Source organism: Micromonospora halotolerans (genome assembly GCF_032108445.1).
In the GTDB taxonomy this organism is placed as follows: domain Bacteria; phylum Actinomycetota; class Actinomycetes; order Mycobacteriales; family Micromonosporaceae; genus Micromonospora; species Micromonospora halotolerans.
On the sequence record NZ_CP134876.1, the window covers coordinates 1,500,100 to 1,522,569 of the forward strand.

Consider the following 22,470-nt stretch of genomic DNA (forward strand, 5'->3'; position numbering starts at 1 on the left):
CGTGGGATGAAAAACCTCGACGGTGCCCCGCCGGGTTCGGCAGACTTCCCCTTGCCCGCCGCGCCGGGATCGGTGTCACCGAACCGGCTGTCGACCAGCGGGCGCGCCGGTCGGCCGGACGGCACCACGAGGGTCTGCGGCTTTCTCCGTAGGGGTGTCGTCCGGCGACCGCTCAGCCGAGCCAGAGCGCCACCCGGTGATCCTCGTCGGTGACGTAGTAGCAGCGCCCGTCCAGCTCGGCCAGCCCCTCCACGTGGTGGAACGGCGCCAGCTCGGCCACCAGCTTCCCCGCCACCCGGGCGTCCGGGCCCACGTCGTGCCGGAACCGGACGTGCCGCGAGGTCACCGGGCCGCCGTGCGGGTGGTCGTCCAGCAGCACCGAGCCCTTGCCGACCGCGTCGATCGAGCCGATCACCGCCGCGTATCCGCCGTCGGGCGTCGGCGCCACGGCCCGGAAGCCGGTCAGGGCGCCCGCCGGGGTCACCCCGGTCAGGGCGTACGCCCCGACGGCGCGCGGCCAGCCCGGCGACGACTCCGCCCCGGCGTCCCGCCGCGACCCGGAGCCCTCGCCGAACATGTCGGCCACACCGGCCAGCTCGACCAGGATGGGCTCGCCCTCGGCGGTCACCGGGAAGCGCAGCCCGAGCAGCACCGTCCCGGCCGGGGTGAAGGCCGCCGCCTCGACGTTGACGGGCAGGTCGTCCTCGGCCAGCCGGCTCACCCAGCTCTTGGCCCGGGCCGTGCCGCGGTCCCGCGTCTCCACGATGAACCGCTGCCGGACCCGCTCCCCCGCCGGCAGCGGAGTCAGCGGCGCGGCGGCGAGGGCGTCGTTGATCGCCCGGTGCAGCCGGAACCGGTTGCGCACCACGTGCAGCGGCAGCGTCCCGCCGGCCGCGTCGTCCTCGCGGAACCGGGCCACGAACGCCCGCCGGGGGCGCAGCGGGCCGGCCTTCGAGCCGAAGTGCGAGCCGAAGACGTACACCCAGCCGTCGTGGTGGGCGAGCGCCTCACCGTCCTCGGTGCGGCCGTTCTCCCGGCCGGCGTCGGCGGCCACGTGGTGCGCCACCCACTCGCCGTCGGCGCGCTCCAGCAGCAGCGCCAGGCACTGGTCCACCGGGCCCTCGTCGAGGACGGTCCAGAATCCTCGGCGGGCGCCGTGGGCGCGCAGCAGCGCCGGGGAGCGCACGGGCAGCAGGTCGCTGGCCTCGTTGCCGGCCACGACGAACTCGACGAGTCGGAGGGTCACCGGGCCAGGGTACGGAGGGCGCGCCCGTACAGTGGCGGGGTGCCGGACACCGAGACGTACGCCGACCTGCATGCCGACGCCACGGCGGTGCTGAGCCGCTGGACGGCGACCAGCCCGGCGGCCGCCGCGAACCGGGACCGGACGCTGGCGCTGCTGGCGGCCGGACCGGTGGCGATGAGCCGGACGCACCGGCCCGGGCACCTCACCGCGAGCGCGCTGGTGCTGGACGCGACGGGCGCCCGGGTGCTGCTCTGCCTGCACGGCAGGTTCCGCAAGTGGGTGCAGCTCGGCGGGCACTGCGAGCCCGGCGACCGGACCCTGGCGGCGGCCGCGCTGCGCGAGGCCACCGAGGAGTCCGGTATCGCCGGCCTGGTGATCGATCCGGAACCGATCGACGTGGACGTCCACCCCGTGGCCTGCCAGGGCGGCTCGCTGCACTACGACGTCCGGTTCGCCGTGCTGGCCCCCGCCGGGGCGACCGAGCGGGTCAGCGCCGAGTCCGAGGCGCTGGGCTGGTTCCCGCCGGACCGGCTGCCCGGGCCGCTGGCCGACGGGACCGTCCAGCTGGTGAAGCCGGGGTTGGCCGCGCTGGCCCGGAGGGCCGCCGGCTGACCCGGCGCCCGGTCAGACCAGCCCCTCCTCGCCGCGCTCCTTGAGCTCGTCGACCACCCTCTTCACGTCCTGCGCCCGGTCGCGCGGGCAGACCAGCAGGGCGTCCGGGGTGTCCACCACGATCAGGTCGTGGACGCCGATCGCGGCCACCAGCCGGCCGGACTGCGGCACCACCACGAGGCCGCTGGTGTCCCGCAGCAGCACGCCGGGCTTCGCGTCGGCGCCCAGGACCACGTTGCCGGCGGCGTCCGCGGGGAGCACCTCGCCGAGGGTGTGGAAGTCGCCGACGTCGTTCCAGCCGAAGTCGCCCGGGACGGTCGCCACCCGGCCGGCGGTCGCCGCGCCCTCCATCACCGCGTAGTCGACCGAGATTTTCGGCAGCGTCGGCCAGACCGTGCCGAGGACGTCGTCCTGCTCCGGGGTGCCCCACGCCGCCGCGATCGCGGTGATCCCCGCGTGCAGGGCCGGCTGCTGCCGGGCCAGCTCGGCCAGGAAGACGTCCACCCGCCAGACGAACATGCTGGCGTTCCAGAGGTGCCGGCCGGAACGCACGTAGCCCTCGGCCACGTCGGCGGCCGGCTTCTCCTTGAACTCGATGACCGGGCGCAGGGTGCCGTCGCCCACCGGCTCGCCGGTCTCCAGGTAGCCGTAGCCCGTCTCGGGCCGGGTCGGGGTGATGCCCACCGTCATCAGCGAACCCTGCTCGGCGCCGCGGATCGCCTGCCGGACCACCTCGGCCCAGCGCGCCGGGTCACCGATGAGGTGGTCGGCGGCGAAGGAGCCCATCACCGCCTCCGGGTCACGCTCGGCGATCACCGCGGCGGCCAGCGCGATCGCGGCGCAGGAATCCCGCGGCGACGGCTCGACCAGGATGTTCTCCTCCGGCACGCCGGCCAGTTGCCGCGCCACCGCCGCGACGTGCGCGGCCCCCGTGACCACCAGCGTGCGGTCCGGCGTGGTCAGCGGCGACAGCCGGTCGACCGTCGCCTGGAGCAGCGAGGCCGGGGTGCCGGTCAGCGGGTGGAGGAACTTGGGGTGGCCGGCACGGGACAGCGGCCACAACCTCGTGCCGCTGCCACCCGCCGGGATGACGGCGTAGAACATCAGCACATCATGCCCGAACCGCCGTGCTACGGGCCCCCGGTCGGGCGTACCCGCAGGTGACACTCAGGAACGCGCCCGGCTCCACGCGGCGATGTGCACCTCGGCGCTGGACTCCCAGGTGAACTCCTTGGCCCGGTCGAAACCGGCCTTGGCCAGGGACAGCCGGCGCTGCTCGTCGTCGAGCAGGGCGGTCAGGTCGGTGGCGATCTGATCCGGGTCCTCGCTGGTGTACGCCACGGCGTCGCCGCCCACCTCGGGCAGGGAGAGCCGCGGCGTGGTGAGCACCGGCGCGGCGCACGCCATCGCCTCCAGGATGGGCAGGCCGAAGCCCTCCCCGTAGGACGGGTAGGCGGCGACCAGCGCCCCACCGAGGAAGCCGGGCAGGTCCGCGTAGCGCAGGTAACCCGGGCGCAGCAGCCGCAGGTGCGACGGCACCTCGGCCACCGCCCGGTCGATGTCGTCGTCGTGCCCCTGGCCGCCCGCGATGACCAGCGCGGGCGGGTCCGCCCGGTCGCCCACCGCGCGGGCCCAGCCGCGGATCAGGTTGGGCACGTTCTTGCGCGGCTCCTTGGCCCCGAGGAACGCCACGTAGCTGCTGCTGCCCAACCCGAGGCGGGCCCGCACCCGGGCCTTCTCCTCCTCGCTCGGCGCGTGGAAGGCGGCCTGGTCGACACCGTGGTAGGCCACGTCGATCCGGGTCGGGTCGGCGTCCAGCAGGCGGATCAGCTCGTCGCGGGTGGCCTTGCTCGGCACGATCACCCGGTCGGCGCGGCGCAGCGAGGTCTTGATCGCGCTGCGGAAGAAGGTGCGGCGCGACTTGTCGTAGTGCTCCGGCTCGGTGAAGAAGGTCGCGTCGTGCACGGTGACCGTGACCGGGCAGCCGGCCCGCAGCGGGCACGTGTAGAAGGGCGAGTGCAGCACCTCCGCGCCGACCTGCTGGGCCAGCAGCGGCAGGCCGGTCTGCTCCCAGGCGAGCCGGGCCGGGCGGTGGGCGACGGCCGCCGGGGCGGGGATCACCTCGGCGCCGGGCAGCATGCGGGTGTAGCGCTCCAGGTCGGTGCGGAGGCTCACCACGACCAGGTCGACGCCGGAGCCGCAGACCCGGCCGAGGGCACCGAGCAGGCCGTCGACGTATCTACCGACGCCGCCGCGATCGGCGGGGACACTCGTGGCGTCGATGAGCACGCGGGGCGGGCGACCGGCGGTCACGGGGCGACTCCTCAGGCTGGCGCGTCTGTGGGGAACAACACTGTCGGCAAGCCTACGCCGGGCCGGGTGCCCGACGCTGACTGCGACCCGACGGTACGCCGACTTGTCGTTGTCATCGAGTACGCGTACCGGGCGCGTATCGTTCGCGCCGATGGCCGACAACATTGCCCGGGTGTTCGCCGACGCGATCGCGACCGACCCCGCCCGACCGCTGCTGACCTGGTACGACGACGCCACCGGCGAGCGCACCGAACTCTCCGGCGCGACGCTGGCGAACTGGGTGGCCAAGACGGCCAACCTGCTCGTCGACGAGAACGCCCTCGCCCCCGGCGACACGGCCGCGGTGCTGCTGCCACCGCACTGGCAGACCGCCGCCGTGCTGCTCGGCTGCTGGTCGGCGAAGCTGACCGTGGCCGACACGCCGGGTGACGTGGACGTGCTCTTCGCCGCCGCCGGCCGGATCGACGAGGCGGGCGACTGGTCGGCCGGGGAGCGCTACGCGCTGGCCCTGGACCCGTTCGCGCTGCCGATGCGGGAGGTGCCGGCCGGCTTCGCCGACTTCGTCTCGGCGGTACGCGGGCACGGCGACCACTTCACCCCGTACCCGGGCGGTGGCGAGGGGGACGCGGCGCTGCTGGCCCGCGCGGACGTCCGGGCCACGGAGCTCTGCCTCACCCCCGGCGACCGGCTCCTGGTCGACGTGACCCGGCACCCCGACCCGGTCGACTGGCTGCTGGCGCCGCTCACCGCCGGCGCCAGCCTGGTGGCCTGCGCCAACCTGGACCCGGCCCGTTTGGACCCGCGCACCGCGACGGAGAAGGTCACCCGGGTCCTGACCTGACCGGGGTCAGGCCGGGGCCGGGTGGTCCGACTCGGCGCGGCGCTGGGCGAAGGCGGCGAACGCGGTCAGCGACTCCGGGTTGGCCAGGGCGCCCCTGGCCGCGGCGTGGTCCACCGGGGTGCCGGTGAGGATCTTTTTGACCGGCACCTCCAGCTTCTTCGCCGACAGGGTGCGCGGCACCGCCCGCACCTGGTGGATCTCGTCGGGGACGTGCCGCGGCGACAGCGCGGTCCGCAGCTCCCGGCAGATCTTCTTCCGCAGCGCGTCGTCCAGCTCCAGGCCCTCGGCGAGCACCACGAAGAGCAGCAGCTCGCCGGCGCCGCCCTCGTCGTCCTCCAGGTGCACCACGACCGAGTCGACCACCTCGTCGAGGCCCTCGACCACGGAGTAGAACTCGGCCGTGCCGAGCCGGACGCCGCCCCGGTTGAGGGTGGCGTCGGAGCGGCCGGTGATCACGCAGCCGCCGCGCTCGTTGACGGTGATCCAGTCGCCGTGCCGCCAGACGCCCGGGTAGACCTCGAAGTAGGCCTCCCGGTAGCGGGAGCCGTCGGTGTCGTTCCAGAAACCCACCGGCATGCTCGGCATCGGCTCGGTGATCACCAGCTCGCCGAGCTGGCCGATCACCGGTGTGCCGTCGGCCGAGCGGGCCTCCACCTTGGCGCCGAGCGCCCGGCAGGTGATCTCGCCGGCGTGCACGGGCAGCAGCGGCACGCCGCCGACGAAGCCGGTGCAGACGTCGGTGCCACCGGAGAGCGACTGGAGCTGGAGGCGGTCGCCCACGGTCTCGTAGACCCAGGTGAAGCCCTCAGCGGGCAGCGGGGCGCCGGTCGAGCCGACCCCGCGCAGCGCGGACAGGTCGGCGATCTCCTTCGGGACCAGCCCGGCCTTGCGGCAGGCCAGCAGGAACGGCGCCGAGGTGCCGAAGTAGGTGGTGCCGGTCTCCGCCGCCAGCCGCCAGAGCGCGCCGAGGTCCGGGTGGCCCGGGTTGCCGTCGAACAGCACGATGGTCGCGCCCACCGCCGGCCCGGAGACCAGGAAGTTCCACATCATCCAACCGGTGGTGGTGAACCAGAAGAACCGGTCGGCCGCGCCCAGGTCGTGGTGCAGGGCCAGCATCTTCAGGTGCTCCAGCAGGATGCCGCCGTGACCGTGCACGATCGGCTTGGGCAGGCCGGTGGTGCCGGAGGAGTAGAGCACGTAGAGCGGGTGGTCGACGGGCACCGGCGTGAAGGCCAGCGGCTCGTCGGTCTCCGCCGCCAGCTCCGCCCAGGAGAGCGCGCCCTCCGGGGGCGCGCCGGCCGGGTCGAGGTAGGCGATGCCGACGGTGTGCCGCAGGGACGGCAGGGCGGCCCGGATCGCGGCCACCTCGGCGCGCCGGTCGACCGGCTTGTCGCCGTAGCGGTAGCCGTCGACCGCCACGAGCACCGTGGGCTCGATCTGCTGCCAGCGGTCGGTGACGCTGCGGGTGCCGAACTCGGGCGCGCAGGAGGAGAAGATCGCGCCGAGGCTGGCGGTGGCGAGCAGCAGGACGTAGGTCTCCGGGATGTTCGGCGCGTACGCCGCCACCCGGTCGCCCTGCCCCACGCCGAGCCGGCGCAGGCCGGCCGCCACCCGGCGGACCTGGTCGCGCAGTTGCGCGGCGGTCAGCGTCTCCGGGGCGCGGGTCTGCCCGTGCGCGATCACCACCGGGTCGTCGTCGGCCCGGCCGGGCATCCGCAGCACGTTCTCGGCGTAGTTGAGGGTGGCGCCGGGGAACCACCGGGTGCCCGGCATGGTCCGGTCGGTGAGCGTGGCGGTCGGCGGGGTGTGCGCGACCACCTCGAAGTAGTCCCAGATCGACTGCCAGAAGGCGTCCAGGTCGGTCACCGACCACTGCCACAGCGCGTCGTAGTCGGCGAACTCCAGCCCCCGGTGCTCGGCCAGCCAGCGCAGGTAGTCGCCGATCCGGGACCGCTCACGCACGTCGGCCGGCGGCGTCCACAGCACGTCACCCACTGTTCCACCCTCCCTGAGGCCCGTCACGACACTGTGCATGGGCCGTGGCGCCATCTTGCCCTACCTCGCCAGGCCATTCTCCGTACCGGGTGCCGGTGACGGGGCGTGCCCAACCCACACCCCCAACCCACCACCAATGTGGGTCCGGCAAGGAAGGGCCCCTTGTTAACGCCTGGCGTTGTACAGGGGGCCCCTCCTAACCTCAGCCGGCCCGGTGGGCCTGGATCGCCCGGCGGCGGGCCAGCCGGTGGGCCCGGCGGATCTCCGCCTCCCGGTAGCGCCGCTCGTCCTCCGGCGTCTCCGGCAGCACCGGCCGGACCGGCCGCGGCGCGCCGCCCACGTCCACCCCCACGAAGACCAGGTACGCCGTGGCGACCCGGACCGGCTCGTCCTCGGCCGAGTCCCAGCGCTCGGCGACCACCCTCACCCCCACCTCCATCGAGGTGTTGCCGGTCCAGTTCACCTGGGCGTGCGCGTGCACCAGGTCACCGACCCGGACCGGCTCGGAGAAGACGATCTCGTCGATCGAGGCGGTCACCGCGGTGCCGCCGCTGTGCCGGGCGGCCGCCGCGCCGGCCACGTCGTCGACGAACTTCATCAGTACCCCACCGTGAACGGTCCCGTACAGATTGACATCGACAGCGGTCATGATGCGACTCAGCGTGACGCGCGAGTACGAAGTCGGCTTGCCCGGAGGGGCGGCGGGGTGATCTGTCATGCCGGAAACGGTACGGTGCGCGGATGCGACATCTCTGGAGCTTCCTCGCCGGGTTGGTGGTGGCGCCCGTCACCTGGGTGCTCGTCACGCTCGGTCAGGACGGATCTGGGCGCACCGTGCACCGCTGGGTGGAGATCGGTACGTACAGCACGCCCAACCTGATCGAGCCGGCCGTGTACCTGGGCGTCGCCGGCATCCTGCTCGGCCTGCTCGGCACGCTGCGCTTCTCGCCGCTCGGCCCGGCCGTGGCCGGGCTGCTGCTCGTGGTCCCGTACCTCGGGCTGTTCGCGGCGCCGTTCAACGTCCGGGACCGGATCCCCGAGGACTGGAAGATGCTCGGGGACCCGCTGCCGCTGCGCCAGCCGCTGGAGAACGGCACGCTGTTCCTCATCGGCGTGCTGCTGCTGATGGCCGTGTTCAGCGGCCACCGGTGGCGACAGCGGCCGGCCGAGCCGGCCGAGGCGGAGCTGACCCCGGCCGAGCACAACCCCTCGCTCGGCGACTGGCCTCCGGCGGACCCGAAGAAGGACCCGACGAAGGACGGCGACACGGCCCCGCTCACGCTGGCCTATCCCGACACCCCCACCGAACCCCTGCCCCGCCGCACCGGCGGCGAGTCGCCGTGGTCCGCGCCCCCGCGCGCGACCACCCGACCGGAGGGCAGCACCGAGATCCGTTGACGACCGCGGGCGGGCCGGTCATCCGGCCCGCCCGCCCGATCGTCGCCCGTACGGGTCAGCCCTTGAGCAGCTGGCGCGCCATGACGATGCGCTGCACCTGGTTGGTGCCCTCGTAGATCTGGGTGATCTTGGCGTCCCGCATCATCCGCTCGACCGGGTAGTCCCGGGTGTAGCCGTAGCCGCCGAGCAGCTGCACCGCGTCGGTGGTGATCTCCATGGCGGCGTCCGAGGCGAAGCACTTGGCCGCCGCGCCGAAGTAGGTCAGGTCGGCGTCGCCCCGCTCCGACTTGCCGGCGGCCGTGTAGGTGAGCTGCCGGGCCGCCTCCAGCTTCATGCCCATGTCGGCGACCATGAACTGGATGCCCTGGAAGTCGGCGACCGGCTTGCCGAACTGCTTGCGCTCCTGGATGTAGCCCTTGGCGTAGTCCAGCGCGCCCTGCGCGATGCCGACCGCCTGGGCGGCGATGGTGACCCGGGTGTGGTCCAGGGTCCGCATCGCGGTGGCGAAACCGGTGCCCTCGGCGCCGATCATGCGGTCGGCCGGGATCCGGACGTTGTCGAAGTAGACCTCGCGGGTCGGCGAGCCCTTGATGCCGAGCTTCTTCTCCGGCGCGCCGAAGCTCACCCCGGCGTCGGCCTTCTCCACCACGAAGGCCGAGATACCCCTCGAGCGGGCTGTGGGATCCGTCACAGCGAAGACCGTGTAGTACTCCGAGACGCCCGCGTTGGTGATCCACCGCTTCACGCCGTTGAGCACCCAGTGGTCGCCGTCCCGGACCGCCTTGGTGGTCATCGAGGCGGCGTCGCTGCCCGCCTCCGGCTCGGAGAGGCAGTAGGAGAACATCGCGTCGCCGGCCGCCACCGGGGTCAGGTACTTCCGCTTCAGCTCCTCGGAGCCGGCCAGGATCAGCGGCATGGTGCCCAGCTTGTTCACCGCCGGGATCAGCGAGGACGAGGCGCAGGCGCGGGCCACCTCCTCGATCACGATGGCCGTGGCCAGGGCGTCCGCGCCGGCGCCGCCGTACTCGACCGGGATGTGCGGGGCGTGGAAGTCGGCGGCCCGCAGCGCGTCGTAGGACGCCTTCGGGAACTCACCCGTCTCATCCGCCTCGGCGGCGTGCGGAGCGACCTTCGCCGCACAGACCTCCCGGACCGCCTCCCGGATCGCCTCGTGCTCCTCCGGCAACCGGTAGACGTCGAACGACTGCTCTGCGGGCATGTCGGCCCTCCCCTTTCACCGCTATCATGCGCAGTCTGTGGCGCCCGGAAGGCTGCCGACTGCCGCAGACTGAAGGATAGCCACCAGGGTTCAGCCGGACCTTACCGGCGGGTAGGCTCGCGCACGAGCGACGGCGACAGGCCACAACTACCCTCACACATGACGAGAGAGTTCCCTCGGTGCCGGCCCTGGCGCCCCAGCCGAACGCGACGCGAGGAAGCGCCGCCAGTGCGAGCGGAGAAAACAGGCGTGACGATCCCGTACCCGAACACCCAGCCGATGCCCGCCATCGCCGCGGTGACGCCGCCCTCCGGCGCGGCCCGACCCCGGGTGACCTTCCTGGGCACCGGCTACCTCGGCGCGACGTACGCCATCTGCTACGCCGAGCTCGGCTACGAGGTCCTCGGCTTCGACGTCGACGCGGACAAGATCGCGAAGCTGAACGCCGGCGAGGTGCCGATCCACGAGCCCGGCCTGGACGAGCTGCTCCGGCGCAACCTGGCCGCCGGCCGGCTCCGCTTCAGCACCGACATCCAGGAGACCGCCGACTTCGGCGACGTGCACTTCATCTGCGTCGGCACCCCGCAGCGGGCCGACGGGATGGGCGCCGACCTGTCGTACGTCGAGGCGTCGGTCACCAGCCTCGCCCAGCACCTGACCCGCAAGGCGCTGATCGTCGGCAAGTCCACCGTGCCGGTGGGCACCGCCGAGTGGGTGGAGCAGCTCGTCGGCAAGCACACCCCGGTCGACCTGGGCGTCGAGGTGGCCTGGAGCCCCGAGTTCCTCCAGGAGGGCTTCGCCGTCGACGACGTGCTGCGGCCCAACCGGATCGTCGTCGGGGTCAAGAGCGAGTGGGCCAACGGCATGCTCTACGCCGCCCACAAGGGCGTCTTCGACCTGGCCGCCACCGAGGACCGCGAGGTGCCGCTGGTGGTCACCGACTTCGCCACGGCGGAGCTGGTCAAGGTCGCCGCGAACGCCTTCCTGGCCACCAAGATCTCCTTCATCAACGCGATGGCCGAGGTCTGCGAGGCCGCCGGCGGCGACGTCACCCAGCTCGCCCGCTCGATCGGCTACGACCCCCGGATCGGCAACCGCTTCCTCCAGGCCGGCCTCGGCTTCGGCGGCGCCTGCCTGCCCAAGGACATCCGGGCCTTCCAGGCCCGCGCCCAGGAGCTCGGCGCCGGCGAGGCACTCCGCTTCCTGCACGAGGTGGACCTGATCAACCTGCGCCGGCGGACCCGGGTGATCCAGCTCGCCGCCGACCTGCTCGGCCGCCGCTCCGGCCCGGCCGGCCCGGACCTCTCCGGCACCCGGATCGCCGTGCTCGGCGCCACCTTCAAGCCGAACACCGACGACGTCCGGGACGCCCCGGCCCTCGCCGTCGCCGCGCTGCTCGGCAAGGCCGGCGCCGACGTGCACGTGTTCGACCCGCAGGGCGTGGAGAACGCCCGCCGGGCCGTGCCCGAGCTGACGTACGAGGCGACCATGAACGACGCCGTCCAGGGCGCCGACCTGGTCTGCGTCCTCACCGAGTGGGCCGAGTTCCGCAACGCCGACCCGGTCGCCCTGGGCGAGCTGGCCAACGGCCGCAAGGTGGTCGACGGCCGCAACTGCCTGGACTCCACACTGTGGACGCAGGCCGGCTGGGAGTACCGCGGCATGGGCCGCCCCTGACACCCTGCAAGCGTCGGCCGGCCGGCCGGGGACCTGTTCCCCGGCCGGCCGGCTCTTTTTGTTGTCCGGAACGCGCCGGCAACGGTCGAAATCCGGGCCCGCTCAAGGCATGCTGCGACTGGGAGGTTCACCGCGCGGGGGCCGACCGGACGGGAGAGTGTCGTGCAGACCTTCAGGTGCGCCTCGTGCGGGCGGGAGATCAAGCCCGCCGTCGCCTGCCCGCACTGCGGCGCCGACCAGCCACAGTGGGCCGAGCACCTGGCCGAGATCGAGCGCTCGATCGCCGAGATGAAGGCCCGCGACGCCGAGATCGCCCGCGAGCAACGGCAGATCGCCGCCAAGATGCAGGCCGCCCTCTTCCAGCGGGACATCCTGGCGCACGCCGGCGAGGAGCGGATCAAGCAGGCCACCCGGCCGCGCCGCGTGCTGCGCCGCCGGCCCGGCCGCCGCCCGCCGACCGCCACCACCGGCGCCCCGCCGCGGGTACCCCGCCAGGGCACCCCGCCGACCGGCCCGGACGACCTCCCCCCGTCGCCGCCGCGCGGCCGCCCACAGTGGCTCGACGCGGACAACCCGGAGCACCCGCCCGAGGCGTCCTCCCGGGAGGTGCAGAACATCCCCCTCGGGCTCGGCGCGCTGCTGCTCGGCATCGCGGCGGTGGTCTTCGCCGCCGTGGCCACCAGCTCGATGGACGCGCTGGCCCGGCTCGGCGTGCTGCTGGTCGCCACGGTGCTGATGCTGCTCGCCCCGCCGGTGGTGGCCCGGCGCGGGCTCACCTCGACCGCCGAGACGATCGCCGCGGTGGGCCTGCTGCTGCTGCCGCTGGCCGGGTACGCGCTCTGGGCCGTCGACCGGGTCGGCGGCGGCACCTCCGGCCCCGCCTTCTCCGGGTCGATCTTCCTGGTCACCACCGTGGTCTCGTTCGGGTACGCGTACTGGACCGGGCTGCGGGCTCCCCGCTTCGCCACCGTGCTGGCCGCCCAGCCGGTGCTGCCGCTGCTGGCGTACGAGCGGATCACCGGGCCGGCCGGCTGGGCGCTGGTGCTCACCGTGGTGGCGGTGGCCGACCTCGCGCTGGCCCGCTCGGCGGTGGTGGTCGAACGTCCCGTCCGGCGTGACCTGCCGAGCCCGCCGCCGGAGGCCGCCCCGCCCCGGCAGCGCGCCGCCGACAGCCGGCCCGAGTCGGACCCGGAGGAGTCCGGCGAGGTGCTCGGCGCGGAGCCGCCCGCCGGCGCGGAACGGGTCCCGCCGGCCCGGCCGGTGCCCTGGCTGCGCGAGCTGACCTGGCTGCTGCACGGGGCGGCGGTCGCCGTCGCCCTGGCGTACGCGGTCACCGCCCTGCTGCGCGCCACCACCGTGCCGACCGCCGCCGGGGCGGGGGCCGTCCTGCTGCTCGCCGCGCTGGTCGGGCTCGCCGGGACGCTGGTGCTGCGCCGGCCGCCGCTGCCGGACGTGGGCGCCGGCATCGTCACCCTCGCGGTGATCGGCGCGCTGGGCCGGGTCGCTTCGGTCGCCTTCCCCGGCCGGTCGCTGCTGCTCATCGCCGCGGTCATCGCGCTCACCGGGTTCGCCGTCCGGGGCGTACCGGAGGCGGCCCGGCGGGGTCCGCAGCTCGCCTCGGCGGTGGCGCTCACGGTCAGCGGCCTGGTCGTGGCCGGCGGCGCGCTGCGCGCCGGGCTGGCGCCGGTCCGCGCCGCGCTGCCCGCCTGGTCGGCGGACCTGAGCGACTGGCACGCCGAGCTGGCCGCGGCGGTCGGCCCCACCGGCTGGCAGCTCGCCGCCAGCGCCCTGCTGCTCACCGTCGCCGCGGTGGTGGCCCTGCCGGCGGAGATCCGGCGCGAGTTCGCGGTGGTCGGCGCCGGGCTGACCGCGCTCGCCGTGCCGGCCTCGCTCGGGCTCGGCTGGGCCACCGCCTGCTGGCCCATGCTGCTGACCGCGGTGGCCATCGGCGTGCTCGGGCTCACCGCGGGCACCGAGCGCGCCGCGATGGCCCACTCGGTGACCGCCGCCGGGCTGGGGCTGATCGGGGCCGGGGCCGCGCTCGCCCGGCCCGCGCTGAGCGCCGCCGCGCTGACCCTGCTGTTCCTGGCCGGCGCGCTGGTCTCGCTGGCGCCCCGGGTCCGGATCGCCGCCGCCGCGGCGGACACCGTCTGCGCCTGGGCGGCCGGCGGGGCCGCGTTCGCGCTGCCCGGCGCGGTGGCCGCGTTCGTCGCCGCCACGGTGCCCACCGTGCCGGCCCCCACCACGGCGAACCTGCGCGAGGTCACCGTCCCGATCCTCGCGGCGAGCTTCCTCGGCGTGTGCGTCACGCTCGGCTACGCCGCCCTCGTCCAGGTCGCCCAGCGGCACCTCACCATGCCGCACGCGCTCGGCACCGTGCTGGGCGCGGTGGCCGTCGCGGCGGCCGCGTTCGGCGCGCCCGGCGCCACCACCGCCGACGCCTGGTTGGGTGGGCTGCTGCTGGTCGCCGCCGCGTTGCTGGCGCTGGCCCCCCGGATCGACGCCGGCCGTCGCGCCGACCTGTCCCTCGACGGGTCCGACCTGGCCCTCGCCGCCACCACGGTGGCGCTCATCGCCACCCTGGTCCGGATCGCGGCCGTGCTGGCCCCCGGCGGCCAGCTCGTGGTGGCCGCCGCACTGGTCACGGTGGTCGCCGTCGCCGCACGGGCGATGCCGGAGGAGTGGCGGCGCGGCCCGGTCCTCGGCATCGCGGCCGGCGGGGCGCTGATCGGCCTCATCGCGGCGTGGAGCGCGCTGCGCGGCGGGGTCGGCGTGCTGGCCACGCCGGGCCCGATCTGGGCGGGTGACCTGAGCGGCTGGCCGGCCGCACCGACCGGCGGGTCCACCTGGCAGGCGCCGGTCGCGCTGGCGCTGCTGGCCGTGGCCGCCGGCATCCTGCTGCCGGCGCCCTGGCGGTACGACGTCTCCGGCGCGGCCGCCGTGCTGGCCACCATCGGCGCGCCGGCCGCGTTCGACCTGCCCTGGTGGTCGCCGGTGCTGGTGGGCGCCATGGTCGCCACGGTGTTCGGGATGGCGGCGGTGGCCGCGGCCGATCCGCGCGCGGCGCTGTCCCGCGCCACGGTGGCCGGGGTCGTCGCCCTGCACGCCGCCGGCGCCGGGCTGGTGCGCCCGTGGACCACCGCGCTGGCACTCGGCAGCATCGCGCTGATCGGGGTGACGGTGGCCGCCCTGGCCCGGTCCCTCGCGCCGGCGCTCGTGGAGGACGTCCGCACCGAGGGGATGCCGCCACACCTCGTGCAGGTGGGCGGCGCGGCGGCCGGCGCCGCCCTGCTCGCGCTGCCCGGGGCGGTGGCCGCCCTGGCCGCCGAGTACGAGCGCCCCCCGCAGGTGGTGCTCACCGCCGCGCTGGCCGCGTCCAGCATCGGCCTGGCCGCGGTGGCGGCGGTCCGCCGGCAGGTCCCGCAGTACCTGCCGTACGCCAGCGTGGCCGTGGTGGGCGGCGCGACGGTCAGCGCGGCCGCCGCCGTGATCACCCACCTAAACGCCGGGGTGTACGCCGCCGCCGCGGCGCTGCTCGGCGTGCTCGCCGAGCTGATCCGGGCCGCCACCGTGCCACCGGTCGGTTCGGCGCAGCCGATCCGCCGCTGGTCGGTGCTGCTGACCGGTGCGTTGCGCCCCGCGCCCGATGACCCGACCGAGCGGCGCTGGCGGGTGAGCCCGGCGGCCGGTGCGCTCGCCGCGGCCGCGCTGCCCACCGCCCTGGCCCTGGCCACGCTGGCGCCGGCGCTGGTGGTGGCGCTGGTCGAGCCGCTCCAGGTGGTGTCCCGGGTCTGGCAGGGCCCCCCGCCGGGGCTGCTCACCCCGCCACCCGAGGCGGTGGACCCGACGCACGTGCTCACCGCGCTCCTGCTCACCGCGACGGCGGCGCTGGCCGCTGTCGGGTTCAGCGGCGGCCGGCGGTCCCGGGCCGTGCCGGTGATCCTGCCCGGGGCGGCGCTCACGTTGCTGATCACCCCGGTGGCGCTCGGCCGCGGCTGGCCGGTGACCGCGATGGCCGGGCTGGCCGTCTTCACCGTCTCGATGCTGGGGCTGGCGCTCACCCCGCCGCCCGCGCTCGCCGAACCGGCCCGCTCGATCCGGGTCGCCCGGGTGCTGGTGTTCGCCATCGGCCTGGCCGCCGGGAACGCCGGGCTCTCCGGAAGCCTCGCCACCCGGGAGCTGACCCTGTTCACGCTGGGCGGCGCGGTCGGCGTGGGCACGGTCGCCGCCCTCTTCGGCACCACCCAGCGGGCCCGCATCCTCGGCTGGCTGTTCGCCTCGCTGATGGCCCAGCTCTTCGTGCTCACGCTCGGCCTAGTGGCCGGGCTCGCCGCGGTCTGGTCCGCGTTCGGGGTGCTGGCCGTCGGGGCGGCGCTCCAGGTCTTCGCCGCCGCCCTGCCCCGGCTGCGCCGGCCCGAGGCGTACCGGGAGGCGGCCACCGTGGAGTGGAGCGGCCACGCCGCCGCGCTCATCGCGCTGGCCCTGGCCTACGACTCGCCCCGGCACATCGCCGCGCTGCTGGCCGCCTGGGGCGCCGTACTCGGGATGGCGGCCAGCCGCCCGGGCCGGCGGCCGGCGGAACGGAACGTGCTCATCTGGGGTGTGGTGATCTGCGAGATCAGCGCCTGGTGGATCCTCATGCGGACGGCCGACGTGGCGCTGCCCGAGGCCTACACCCTGCCGTTCGCGCTGCTCGCCCTGCTGGTCGGGGTGCTGCAACTGCGGCACCGGCCCGACCTGTCGAGCTGGGTGGCGTACGGGCCGGCGCTGGTCGCCGCGTTCCTGCCGACGCTGGCCATCGTGCTGGCCACCGAGTCCAGCATGCTGCGCCAGGTGCTGCTGCTGCTCGGTGCCGTCGCGGTGCTGATCTTCGGTTCGACGAGCCAGCAGCAGGCGCCGGTGATCGTGGGTGCCACGGTCACCGCGATCGCCGCGGTGCACGCGCTGGTCAGCCTCGGCCCGTGGCTCGTGCTGATCCCGGTCGGCTTCGTCCTGCTGGTGCTCGGCGCGAGCAACGAGCGGCGCCGCCGCGCCCAGGAGCGCCTCCAGACCGCCCTCCGCGGGATGAGGTAACGGCTCTCCATCGAGGCCGGGTTCCAGCGCGCCGGGGTTACGCCGCGCCGGCGGCCTCCCCTGTCGGACCAGCCGACCGCTGGCGCCAGCCCGCCGCCTGCCGCCCACCACCAGCCAAGAATCAGTCACGTTCAGTGATACGCCGACCGGGCGGCGGCAGGGTCGGCAGCGCTTTTGCTCTGCAGCCATCGGCGCAGCGGTGACGGGTTGTTACGGCGTCCGGGTCGGCGCTCGCCGCCCGCCCCTCACTTCCTCCAGGTCAGGGTGCCGGTGCGTCCATGGCTGCAAAGCAAAGGCGGCGAACCGCCGGATCGGTTCGAGGAAAGAACGTCACGCGGGGCAACCACAGGCCTGCCGTAACGCTACGTAGCCACCAACCATCGGCGTCCCTCGGACGGGGGGTGGCGAGGAGGCTCAGGTGAGCGAGGCGCGGAGGGCCTTCTCCTTCTCGGCGACCAGCTCTTCCAGGCTCGCCTGGTAGGCGGCCATCCGGTCCCGCAGCGCGGGGTCGGACGCGCCCAGGATGCGCACGGCGAGCAGCCCGGCGTTGCGGGCGTTGCCGATCGACACCGTGGCCACCGGCACCCCGGCGGGCATCTGCACGATGGAGAGCAGCGAGTCCATGCCGTCGAGGTACTTCAGCGGCACCGGCACGCCGATCACCGGCAGCGGGGTGACCGAGGCGACCATGCCGGGCAGGTGCGCCGCGCCACCCGCCCCGGCGATGATCACCTTGACGCCCCGGTCCGCGGCGGACCGACCGTACTCGATCATCTTGACCGGGGTGCGGTGCGCCGACACCACGCTGACCTCGTAGGGCACGCCGAACTCGTCCAGCGCCTCGGCGGCGGCCCTCATGGTCGGCCAGTCCGAGTCACTGCCCATGATCAGCCCGACGGTGCTCATTCGCGCCCCTCCCGCAGCCAGCGGGCGGCTCGCGCGGCCCGGGCCCGTACGTCGTCCAGGTCGGTGCCGAGCACGGTGACGTGCCCGATCTTGCGGCCCGGGCGCACCTGCTTGCCGTACAGGTGGACCTTGGCCCCGGGTTCGGCGGCGAAGAGGTGGTGCAGCCGCTCGTCGATGGAGATGCCGCCCGGCTCGCCGCCGAGCACGTTCGCCATCACCACGACCGGCGCGGTGAGCGAGGTGTCCCCCATCGGGTAGTCGAGCACGGCCCGCAGGTGCTGCTCGAACTGGGAGGTCCGGGCCCCCTCGATGGTCCAGTGCCCGGAGTTGTGCGGCCGCATGGCCAGCTCGTTCACCACCAGCCCGGTGGGCGTCTCGAACAGCTCCACGGCGAGCAGGCCGACCACGCCGAGCGCGGTGGCCAGGTCGATGGCGAGCTGCTGTGCGGCGACGGCCCGCTCCTCCGGCAGGTCGGGCGCCGGGGCGAGCACCTCGACGCAGATGCCGTCCCGCTGCACCGTCTCCACCACGGGATAGGCGGCGACCTGCCCGAACGGCGAGCGGGCCACCTGCACGGCCAGCTCCCGGCGCAGCGCCACCCGCTCCTCGACGATCAGCGGAGTGCCCCCGGCCAGCAGGGTGGTGGCCAGTTCGGCGGCCTGGGTGGCGTCGTCCACCATCCAGACGCCCCGGCCGTCGTAGCCGCCGCGGGCCGCCTTCAGCACCACCGGCCAGCCGATCTCCGCGCCGAACGCGAGCAGGTCGGCCGGGGTCTCGACGGGGCGCCAGACGGGGTTCGGGGCGCCCAGCTCACCGAGCCGCTCGCGCATCACCCGCTTGTCCTGCGCGTGCAGCAGCGCCTCGGCCGGCGGGAAGAGCTTCACGCCCTCCTCGGTCAGGGTGCGGATGTGCGCGTTGGGCACGTGCTCGTGGTCGAAGGTGACCACGTCGCACGCCTTGGCGAAGGTGCGCAGGGCGGCGAGGTCGGTGTGGTCGCCGTACTGGACGTCGGCGGCGACCAGGGCGGCGCCGTCGTCCGGGGCGAGCGCGAGCACGCGCAGCGACTGGCCGAGGGCGATGGCGGCCTGGTGGGTCATGCGGGCCAGTTGGCCACCGCCCACCATGCCGACGACAGGCAGTCCGGTACGGGAATCCATAGCGCCGCCAGCCTATCGGGGCGGCGACGGGCGCCGGTCCCGAGGGCCGGACCTGGGCGGACCGGGGCCCGGTTGACAGGATCACCGTCATGACGACCCGCGATCTGCTCCGCGCCCTGCCGGTGCTGGCCCACGACATGCCGTCCTTCGACCCGACCGGCGCGCCGGCGGAGCCCACCGCCCTCTTCGCCGAATGGCTCGCGGAAGCGGTCGCCGCCGGCGTGGACGAGCCGCACGCCATGACGGTCGCGACGGTCGACGCCGACGGCGCGCCCGACACGCGGGTGCTGATCCTGAAGGACCTGGACGCCGCCGGCTGGCACTTCGCCACCACCTCCACCAGCGCCAAGGGCAGGCAGATCGCCGGCAATCCCCGCGTCGCGCTCGGCTTCCACTGGCGGGAGCAGGGCCGGCAGGTCCGGGTACGCGGCACCGCCCGGCCCGCCGACCCCGCCGTCTCCCGCCGTGACTTCCTGGCCCGGCCGGAGGGCTCCCGGATCGCGACCCTGGCCGGCCGGCAGAGCGCCGTTCTCGCCGACCCCGCCGAGCTGGATCGGGAGCTGGCCGAGGTACGCGCCCGGCTGGCCGCCGATCCCGGGCTGGTCGCCGAGGGCCACACGGTCTACTCGGTGACCCCGGCGAGCGTCGAGTTCTGGCAGGCCGACCGGGAGCGCCGGCATGTCCGGCTGCGGTACCGGCGGGCCGCCGACGGGTGGAGCCGGGAACTGCTCTGGCCGTGACCGTCAGCGGAGCGGCGCCTGCCTCGGCAGCCGGGAGCAGCGGGTCAGGTCGCAGTCGAGAGGGCGATCCGGCGCGGGGCGCGGGCGATCTCGCGGGCGGTCGTCCGGGCGATCAGCAGCGAACCGATCACGGTCGGGGCGAGCCAGGCGACCAGGTGCCCGCCGGTCATCTGCACGGCGAACCCGGTGACGAAGGCGATCACCGTGCTGCCCATCAGGTTGAGGTGCCAGATCCGCCAGCCCCGGGCACCGAGGCCGCGCGGCCGGCGCCGGGCGATCCAGAGGCCGCCGACCAGCCAGCCGAGGGTGAGCGCGCCGAGCACGGCCAGCCCCCACAGGCGGCCCGGGTCGTAGGCGAAGAGCCCGAAGGCGCTGAGGCTGAGGCCGAGGGCGGCCCCCGCGTAGACGCGGCCGAGCAGGGTGTGCCGGCCACGACGCTTCGGCGCGAGCAGCACGGGCAGCGCCAGCAGCAGCCCGGTGATGCCACTGGCGGCGTGGAGCACGACGAGAACGGTGTGCACGGGTCCCCCTCCCGCGACATCCCAATGTGGGAGGTCGATAGGGTCCAGCATCAGACCTGACACAATGGGATGTCAAGGAGATTCGCAAAGGAGAACCGACCGATGCCGGACCGGCCGTTGAACGCCACCGCCGCCTCGCTGCTCGGCTTCCTGCACGACGGCCCGATGACCGGCTGGGACCTGGTCACCGTCGCCCAGCAGCGGATCGGGGCGTTCTGGTCGCTGACCCAGAGCCAGGTCTACCGGGAGCTGACCGCGATGGCGGCCGCCGGGCTGGTCCGGGCCGGTGAGCGGGGCCGACGCGACCGGCAGCCCTACGAGATCACCGAGGCGGGGCGCCGGGCCTTCACCGAGTGGACGGCCCGACCCCCGGCCGACGAGACGATCCGGTTCCCGCTGCTGCTCACGGTGCTCTTCGGTCGGCACCTCCCGCCGGAGCGGCTCGCCGGCTACCTCGGCGCGCACCGGGCCGCCCACGCCGCGCGGCTCGCCGACTACCAGGCGGCCGCGGCGGCGCTCCCTCCGGAGGCGGACGAGATCGAACCGTACGCGGTGGCCACGCTGCGCTTCGGGCTGGCGTACGAGCGGGCGGTGCTGGAGTGGTTCGACGCGCTGCCCCAGCCGCTGCGGCCGGCCGCCGGGGGCGAGGAGCCGGTCACGTGAGCTGGGCGACGAGATCCTCGGCCGTGGTCACCGGCCGGTCGCAGACAAACCCCCGGCACACGTACGCGGTGGGCCGCCCGCCCAGCGCGGGCCGGTCGGCCAGCAGCGGCACGCCGGGCTGGTCGGTGCGGCCCGCCACCACCACGGCCCCGGGCGGGGCGTGCCGGAGCGCGGCGGCCAGCAGCGGGTCGCCCACCGGGTCGTCGGTCACCACCGCGATCTCGTACGGCCCGGAGAGCAGCGCCTCGCCGACCATGGCCGCGTAGCCGGTGAACCGGGCGTGCCGGGCGACGATCGGCGCGACCGTCGACAGGGCGGCGTCCGCCGCCTCCCCGTACCGGGTCTCCCCCGTCAACGCCGCGTACGCGACCAGCGCCGCGACGATCGCCGAGCGGCCGGCCGGGGTGGCGTTGTCGGTCGGGTCGGCCGGCCGGGTGACCAGGCGCTCGGCGTCGTCGGCGGTGTCGTAGAAGCCGCCGTCCGGCGCGGCGAACCGGGCCAGCGCCACGTCGAGCAACTGCCCGGCCAGGACGAGCCAGCGCCCCTCGCCGGTCAGCTGGTGCATGGCGCAGAACGCCTCGGCCACGCAGCCGTAGTCCTCCAGCACGCCGGCCGGCTCGCCGACGACCTTGTCGCGGGAGACCCGGCGCAGCCGGCCGTCCACGACGTGCACGGCCGCCAGGTGCTCGGCGGCGTCCCGCATCGCGCCGTCGGCCACGATGGTGACGCCCTCCATGAGGTTGGCATCCTCGTCCTCCGGTGCCGCGTAGAGCGCTGCGACCTGCTGGAACTCGGCGATCGCCGTGATCGCCAGCCCGTTCCAGGCGGCCACCACCTTGTCGTCGCGGGCCGGCTGGGGCCGGGTGTCCCGGGCGGCGAGCAGCCGGCCCACCACCTCCTGCCAGCGCCGGCGCACCGCGGGGTCGGCGTCGTCGATGTCCCGCGCCAGCCTCAGCACGCTGGCGCCGTGCTCGAAGGTGCCCGGCTCGGTCACCTCGAACAGGTCGGCGGCGAAGCGGCCGTCCTCCTCCCCCAGCACCTCGACCAGCTGCTGCGGGGTCCAGACGTAGGTGAGGCCCTCGACGCCCTCGGTGTCGGCGTCCAGCGCCGAGGCGAAACCCTCGCCGGCCCGGTGCAGCTCGTCGGCGAGGAACCGGGCCGTGTCGCGGGCCACCCGGCGGGCCAGCCGGTCCCCGGTGAGCCGCCAGAGCTGGGTGTAGACCCGCAGCAGCAGGGCGTTGTCGTAGAGCATCTTCTCGAAGTGCGGCACCGTCCAGTGCCCGTCCACCGAGTAGCGGGCGAAGCCGCCGGCAAGCTGGTCGTGCAGGCCGCCGCGGGCCATGGCCTCGCAGGTGTGCCGGACGATCTCCAGGCTCCGGGGCGAGCCGGTGCGCTGGTGGTGCCGGAGCAGGAAGAGCAGGTTCATGTGCGGCGGGAACTTCGGCGCGCCGCCGAAGCCGCCGTTCGTCTCGTCGTACTCGGAGGCGAGCTGGTCGGCGGCGGCGTCCAGCAGCTCGGCGGTGAGCGGCGCGGTCAGGCCGCCCACGGCCTGCGCGCCGCCGATCGCCTCGACCACGGCGGCGCCCTGCCGGAGCACCGCGTCCCGCTGGTCGCGCCAGGCGGTGGCGACCGAGCCGAGCAGCCGGACGAAGTTCGCCCGCGGGAAGTAGGTGCCGCAGAAGAACGGGGTGCCGTCCGGCGTGGCGAAGACCGTCATCGGCCAGCCCCCCTGGCCGGTCATGGCCTGGGTGGCGGTCATGTAGACGGCGTCGACGTCGGGCCGCTCCTCCCGGTCCACCTTGACGCAGACGAAGTCGTCGTTCATGAGCTGGGCGACGCCCTCGTTCTCGAACGACTCGTGCGCCATGACGTGGCACCAGTGGCAGGCCGCGTAGCCGACCGAGATGAGCACCGGCACGTCGCGCCGTTTCGCCTCGGCGAACGCCTCGTCGCACCAGGGCCACCAGTCGACCGGGTTGTCGGCGTGCTGGAGCAGGTAGGGCGAGGTGGCGTCGGCGAGTCGGTTCACCTGACGACCATATCGAGCGCACTGCGACCGCGCGGCGCGAGCGGGACGGCCGGGCCGGAGACGTTGCCCCGGCCCGGCCG

17 protein-coding genes are annotated in these 22,470 nt (G+C 74.8%); 7 read left to right on the plus strand and 10 right to left on the minus strand.

What is annotated here, in order from left to right; translation table 11 throughout:
* Nucleotides 1–172: 172 nt before the first annotated feature.
* Nucleotides 173–1,246 (minus strand): hypothetical protein, encoded by a 1,074-nt coding sequence (locus tag RMN56_RS06885; protein WP_313722993.1) that lies wholly within the window; start codon nt 1,244–1,246, stop codon nt 173–175.
* Between the two features lie 39 nt (nt 1,247–1,285).
* Here RMN56_RS06885 and RMN56_RS06890 point away from each other — a divergent pair, with 39 nt between their 5' ends.
* A complete protein-coding gene (locus RMN56_RS06890) occupies nt 1,286–1,858 on the plus strand; it encodes an NUDIX hydrolase (protein ID WP_313722994.1) in 573 nt (190 codons plus the stop codon).
* A gap of 12 nt (nt 1,859–1,870) precedes the next feature.
* Here the strand turns inward: RMN56_RS06890 and RMN56_RS06895 are convergent, their stop codons facing one another.
* Together RMN56_RS06895 and RMN56_RS06900 are read right to left on the minus strand one after the other, a co-directional pair.
* Nucleotides 1,871–2,962 (minus strand): mannose-1-phosphate guanylyltransferase, encoded by a 1,092-nt coding sequence (locus RMN56_RS06895; RefSeq protein WP_313722995.1) that lies wholly within the window; start codon nt 2,960–2,962, stop codon nt 1,871–1,873.
* Between the two features lie 63 nt (nt 2,963–3,025).
* Nucleotides 3,026–4,171 carry a glycosyltransferase family 4 protein gene (locus tag RMN56_RS06900; protein ID WP_313722996.1) on the minus strand — a complete coding sequence of 382 codons (1,146 nt, stop codon included), beginning with the start codon at nt 4,169–4,171 and terminating at the stop codon, nt 3,026–3,028.
* Between the two features lie 151 nt (nt 4,172–4,322).
* Here RMN56_RS06900 and RMN56_RS06905 point away from each other — a divergent pair, with 151 nt between their 5' ends.
* The gene (locus RMN56_RS06905; RefSeq protein WP_313722997.1) at nt 4,323–5,012 is read left to right on the plus strand and encodes a TIGR03089 family protein; all 690 of its coding nucleotides are present in this window, start codon (nt 4,323–4,325) and stop codon (nt 5,010–5,012) included.
* A gap of 6 nt (nt 5,013–5,018) precedes the next feature.
* On the opposite strand, the gene RMN56_RS06910 is transcribed toward RMN56_RS06905, so the two are convergent.
* Together RMN56_RS06910 and RMN56_RS06915 are read right to left on the minus strand one after the other, a co-directional pair.
* A complete protein-coding gene (locus RMN56_RS06910) occupies nt 5,019–7,007 on the minus strand; it encodes an acetoacetate--CoA ligase (protein ID WP_313722998.1) in 1,989 nt (662 codons plus the stop codon).
* A 202-nt stretch (nt 7,008–7,209) separates the two neighbouring features.
* Nucleotides 7,210–7,725, minus strand: a complete 516-nt coding sequence (locus RMN56_RS06915; RefSeq protein ID WP_313722999.1) for an acyl-CoA thioesterase — start codon at nt 7,723–7,725, stop codon at nt 7,210–7,212.
* A gap of 23 nt (nt 7,726–7,748) precedes the next feature.
* Between RMN56_RS06915 and RMN56_RS06920 the strand changes: the two genes are divergently transcribed.
* Nucleotides 7,749–8,405, plus strand: a complete 657-nt coding sequence (locus tag RMN56_RS06920) for a hypothetical protein (RefSeq protein ID WP_313723000.1) — start codon at nt 7,749–7,751, stop codon at nt 8,403–8,405.
* Nucleotides 8,406–8,460: 55 nt separating this feature from the next.
* Here the strand turns inward: RMN56_RS06920 and RMN56_RS06925 are convergent, their stop codons facing one another.
* A complete protein-coding gene (locus tag RMN56_RS06925) occupies nt 8,461–9,624 on the minus strand; it encodes an acyl-CoA dehydrogenase family protein (protein WP_313723001.1) in 1,164 nt (387 codons plus the stop codon).
* A 249-nt stretch (nt 9,625–9,873) separates the two neighbouring features.
* Between RMN56_RS06925 and RMN56_RS06930 the strand changes: the two genes are divergently transcribed.
* Both RMN56_RS06930 and RMN56_RS06935 read left to right on the plus strand, forming a co-directional pair.
* Entirely contained in the window at nt 9,874–11,301 is a 1,428-nt protein-coding gene (locus RMN56_RS06930) for a UDP-glucose dehydrogenase family protein (RefSeq protein WP_313723002.1), read from the plus strand.
* A 162-nt stretch (nt 11,302–11,463) separates the two neighbouring features.
* Nucleotides 11,464–16,374 (plus strand): SCO7613 C-terminal domain-containing membrane protein, encoded by a 4,911-nt coding sequence (locus tag RMN56_RS06935; protein ID WP_313723003.1) that lies wholly within the window; start codon nt 11,464–11,466, stop codon nt 16,372–16,374.
* Between the two features lie 414 nt (nt 16,375–16,788).
* On the opposite strand, the gene purE is transcribed toward RMN56_RS06935, so the two are convergent.
* Complete coding sequence (gene purE / locus RMN56_RS06940; RefSeq protein WP_313723004.1) at nt 16,789–17,280, minus strand: 5-(carboxyamino)imidazole ribonucleotide mutase; 492 nt, start codon at nt 17,278–17,280, stop codon at nt 16,789–16,791.
* On the minus strand, nt 17,277–18,437 hold the full coding sequence (locus RMN56_RS06945; RefSeq protein WP_313723005.1) for a 5-(carboxyamino)imidazole ribonucleotide synthase: 1,161 nt from the start codon (nt 18,435–18,437) through the stop codon (nt 17,277–17,279). Before RMN56_RS06945 ends, purE begins: the two co-directional genes overlap by 4 nt.
* Before the next feature lie 89 nt (nt 18,438–18,526).
* Here RMN56_RS06945 and RMN56_RS06950 point away from each other — a divergent pair, with 89 nt between their 5' ends.
* On the plus strand, nt 18,527–19,177 hold the full coding sequence (locus tag RMN56_RS06950; RefSeq protein ID WP_313723006.1) for a pyridoxine/pyridoxamine 5'-phosphate oxidase: 651 nt from the start codon (nt 18,527–18,529) through the stop codon (nt 19,175–19,177).
* 44 nt (nt 19,178–19,221) lie between these two features.
* On the opposite strand, the gene RMN56_RS06955 is transcribed toward RMN56_RS06950, so the two are convergent.
* Nucleotides 19,222–19,698 (minus strand): hypothetical protein, encoded by a 477-nt coding sequence (locus tag RMN56_RS06955; RefSeq protein WP_313723007.1) that lies wholly within the window; start codon nt 19,696–19,698, stop codon nt 19,222–19,224.
* Between the two features lie 102 nt (nt 19,699–19,800).
* On the opposite strand from RMN56_RS06955, the gene RMN56_RS06960 reads away from it, so the two are divergent.
* Nucleotides 19,801–20,361, plus strand: coding sequence for a PadR family transcriptional regulator (locus RMN56_RS06960; protein WP_313723008.1), 561 nt, complete (start codon nt 19,801–19,803; stop codon nt 20,359–20,361).
* On the opposite strand, the gene RMN56_RS06965 is transcribed toward RMN56_RS06960, so the two are convergent.
* Complete coding sequence (locus RMN56_RS06965; RefSeq protein WP_313723009.1) at nt 20,354–22,390, minus strand: thioredoxin domain-containing protein; 2,037 nt, start codon at nt 22,388–22,390, stop codon at nt 20,354–20,356. The genes RMN56_RS06960 and RMN56_RS06965 overlap by 8 nt on opposite strands.
* Nucleotides 22,391–22,470 lie beyond the last annotated feature (80 nt).

Excerpts from the sequence above, each read along its gene's own strand:
- RMN56_RS06905 (WP_313722997.1), top strand. The coding sequence starts at position 4,323 with ATGGCCGACAACATTGCCCGGGTGTTCGCCGACGCGATCGCGACCGAC.
- RMN56_RS06945 (WP_313723005.1), bottom strand. The coding sequence starts at position 18,437 with ATGGATTCCCGTACCGGACTGCCTGTCGTCGGCATGGTGGGCGGTGGC.
- purE (WP_313723004.1), bottom strand. The coding sequence starts at position 17,280 with ATGAGCACCGTCGGGCTGATCATGGGCAGTGACTCGGACTGGCCGACC.
- RMN56_RS06950 (WP_313723006.1), top strand. The coding sequence starts at position 18,527 with ATGACGACCCGCGATCTGCTCCGCGCCCTGCCGGTGCTGGCCCACGAC.
- RMN56_RS06925 (WP_313723001.1), bottom strand. The coding sequence starts at position 9,624 with ATGCCCGCAGAGCAGTCGTTCGACGTCTACCGGTTGCCGGAGGAGCAC.
- RMN56_RS06915 (WP_313722999.1), bottom strand. The coding sequence starts at position 7,725 with ATGACAGATCACCCCGCCGCCCCTCCGGGCAAGCCGACTTCGTACTCG.
- RMN56_RS06895 (WP_313722995.1), bottom strand. The coding sequence starts at position 2,962 with ATGTTCTACGCCGTCATCCCGGCGGGTGGCAGCGGCACGAGGTTGTGG.
- RMN56_RS06920 (WP_313723000.1), top strand. The coding sequence starts at position 7,749 with ATGCGACATCTCTGGAGCTTCCTCGCCGGGTTGGTGGTGGCGCCCGTC.
- RMN56_RS06960 (WP_313723008.1), top strand. The coding sequence starts at position 19,801 with ATGCCGGACCGGCCGTTGAACGCCACCGCCGCCTCGCTGCTCGGCTTC.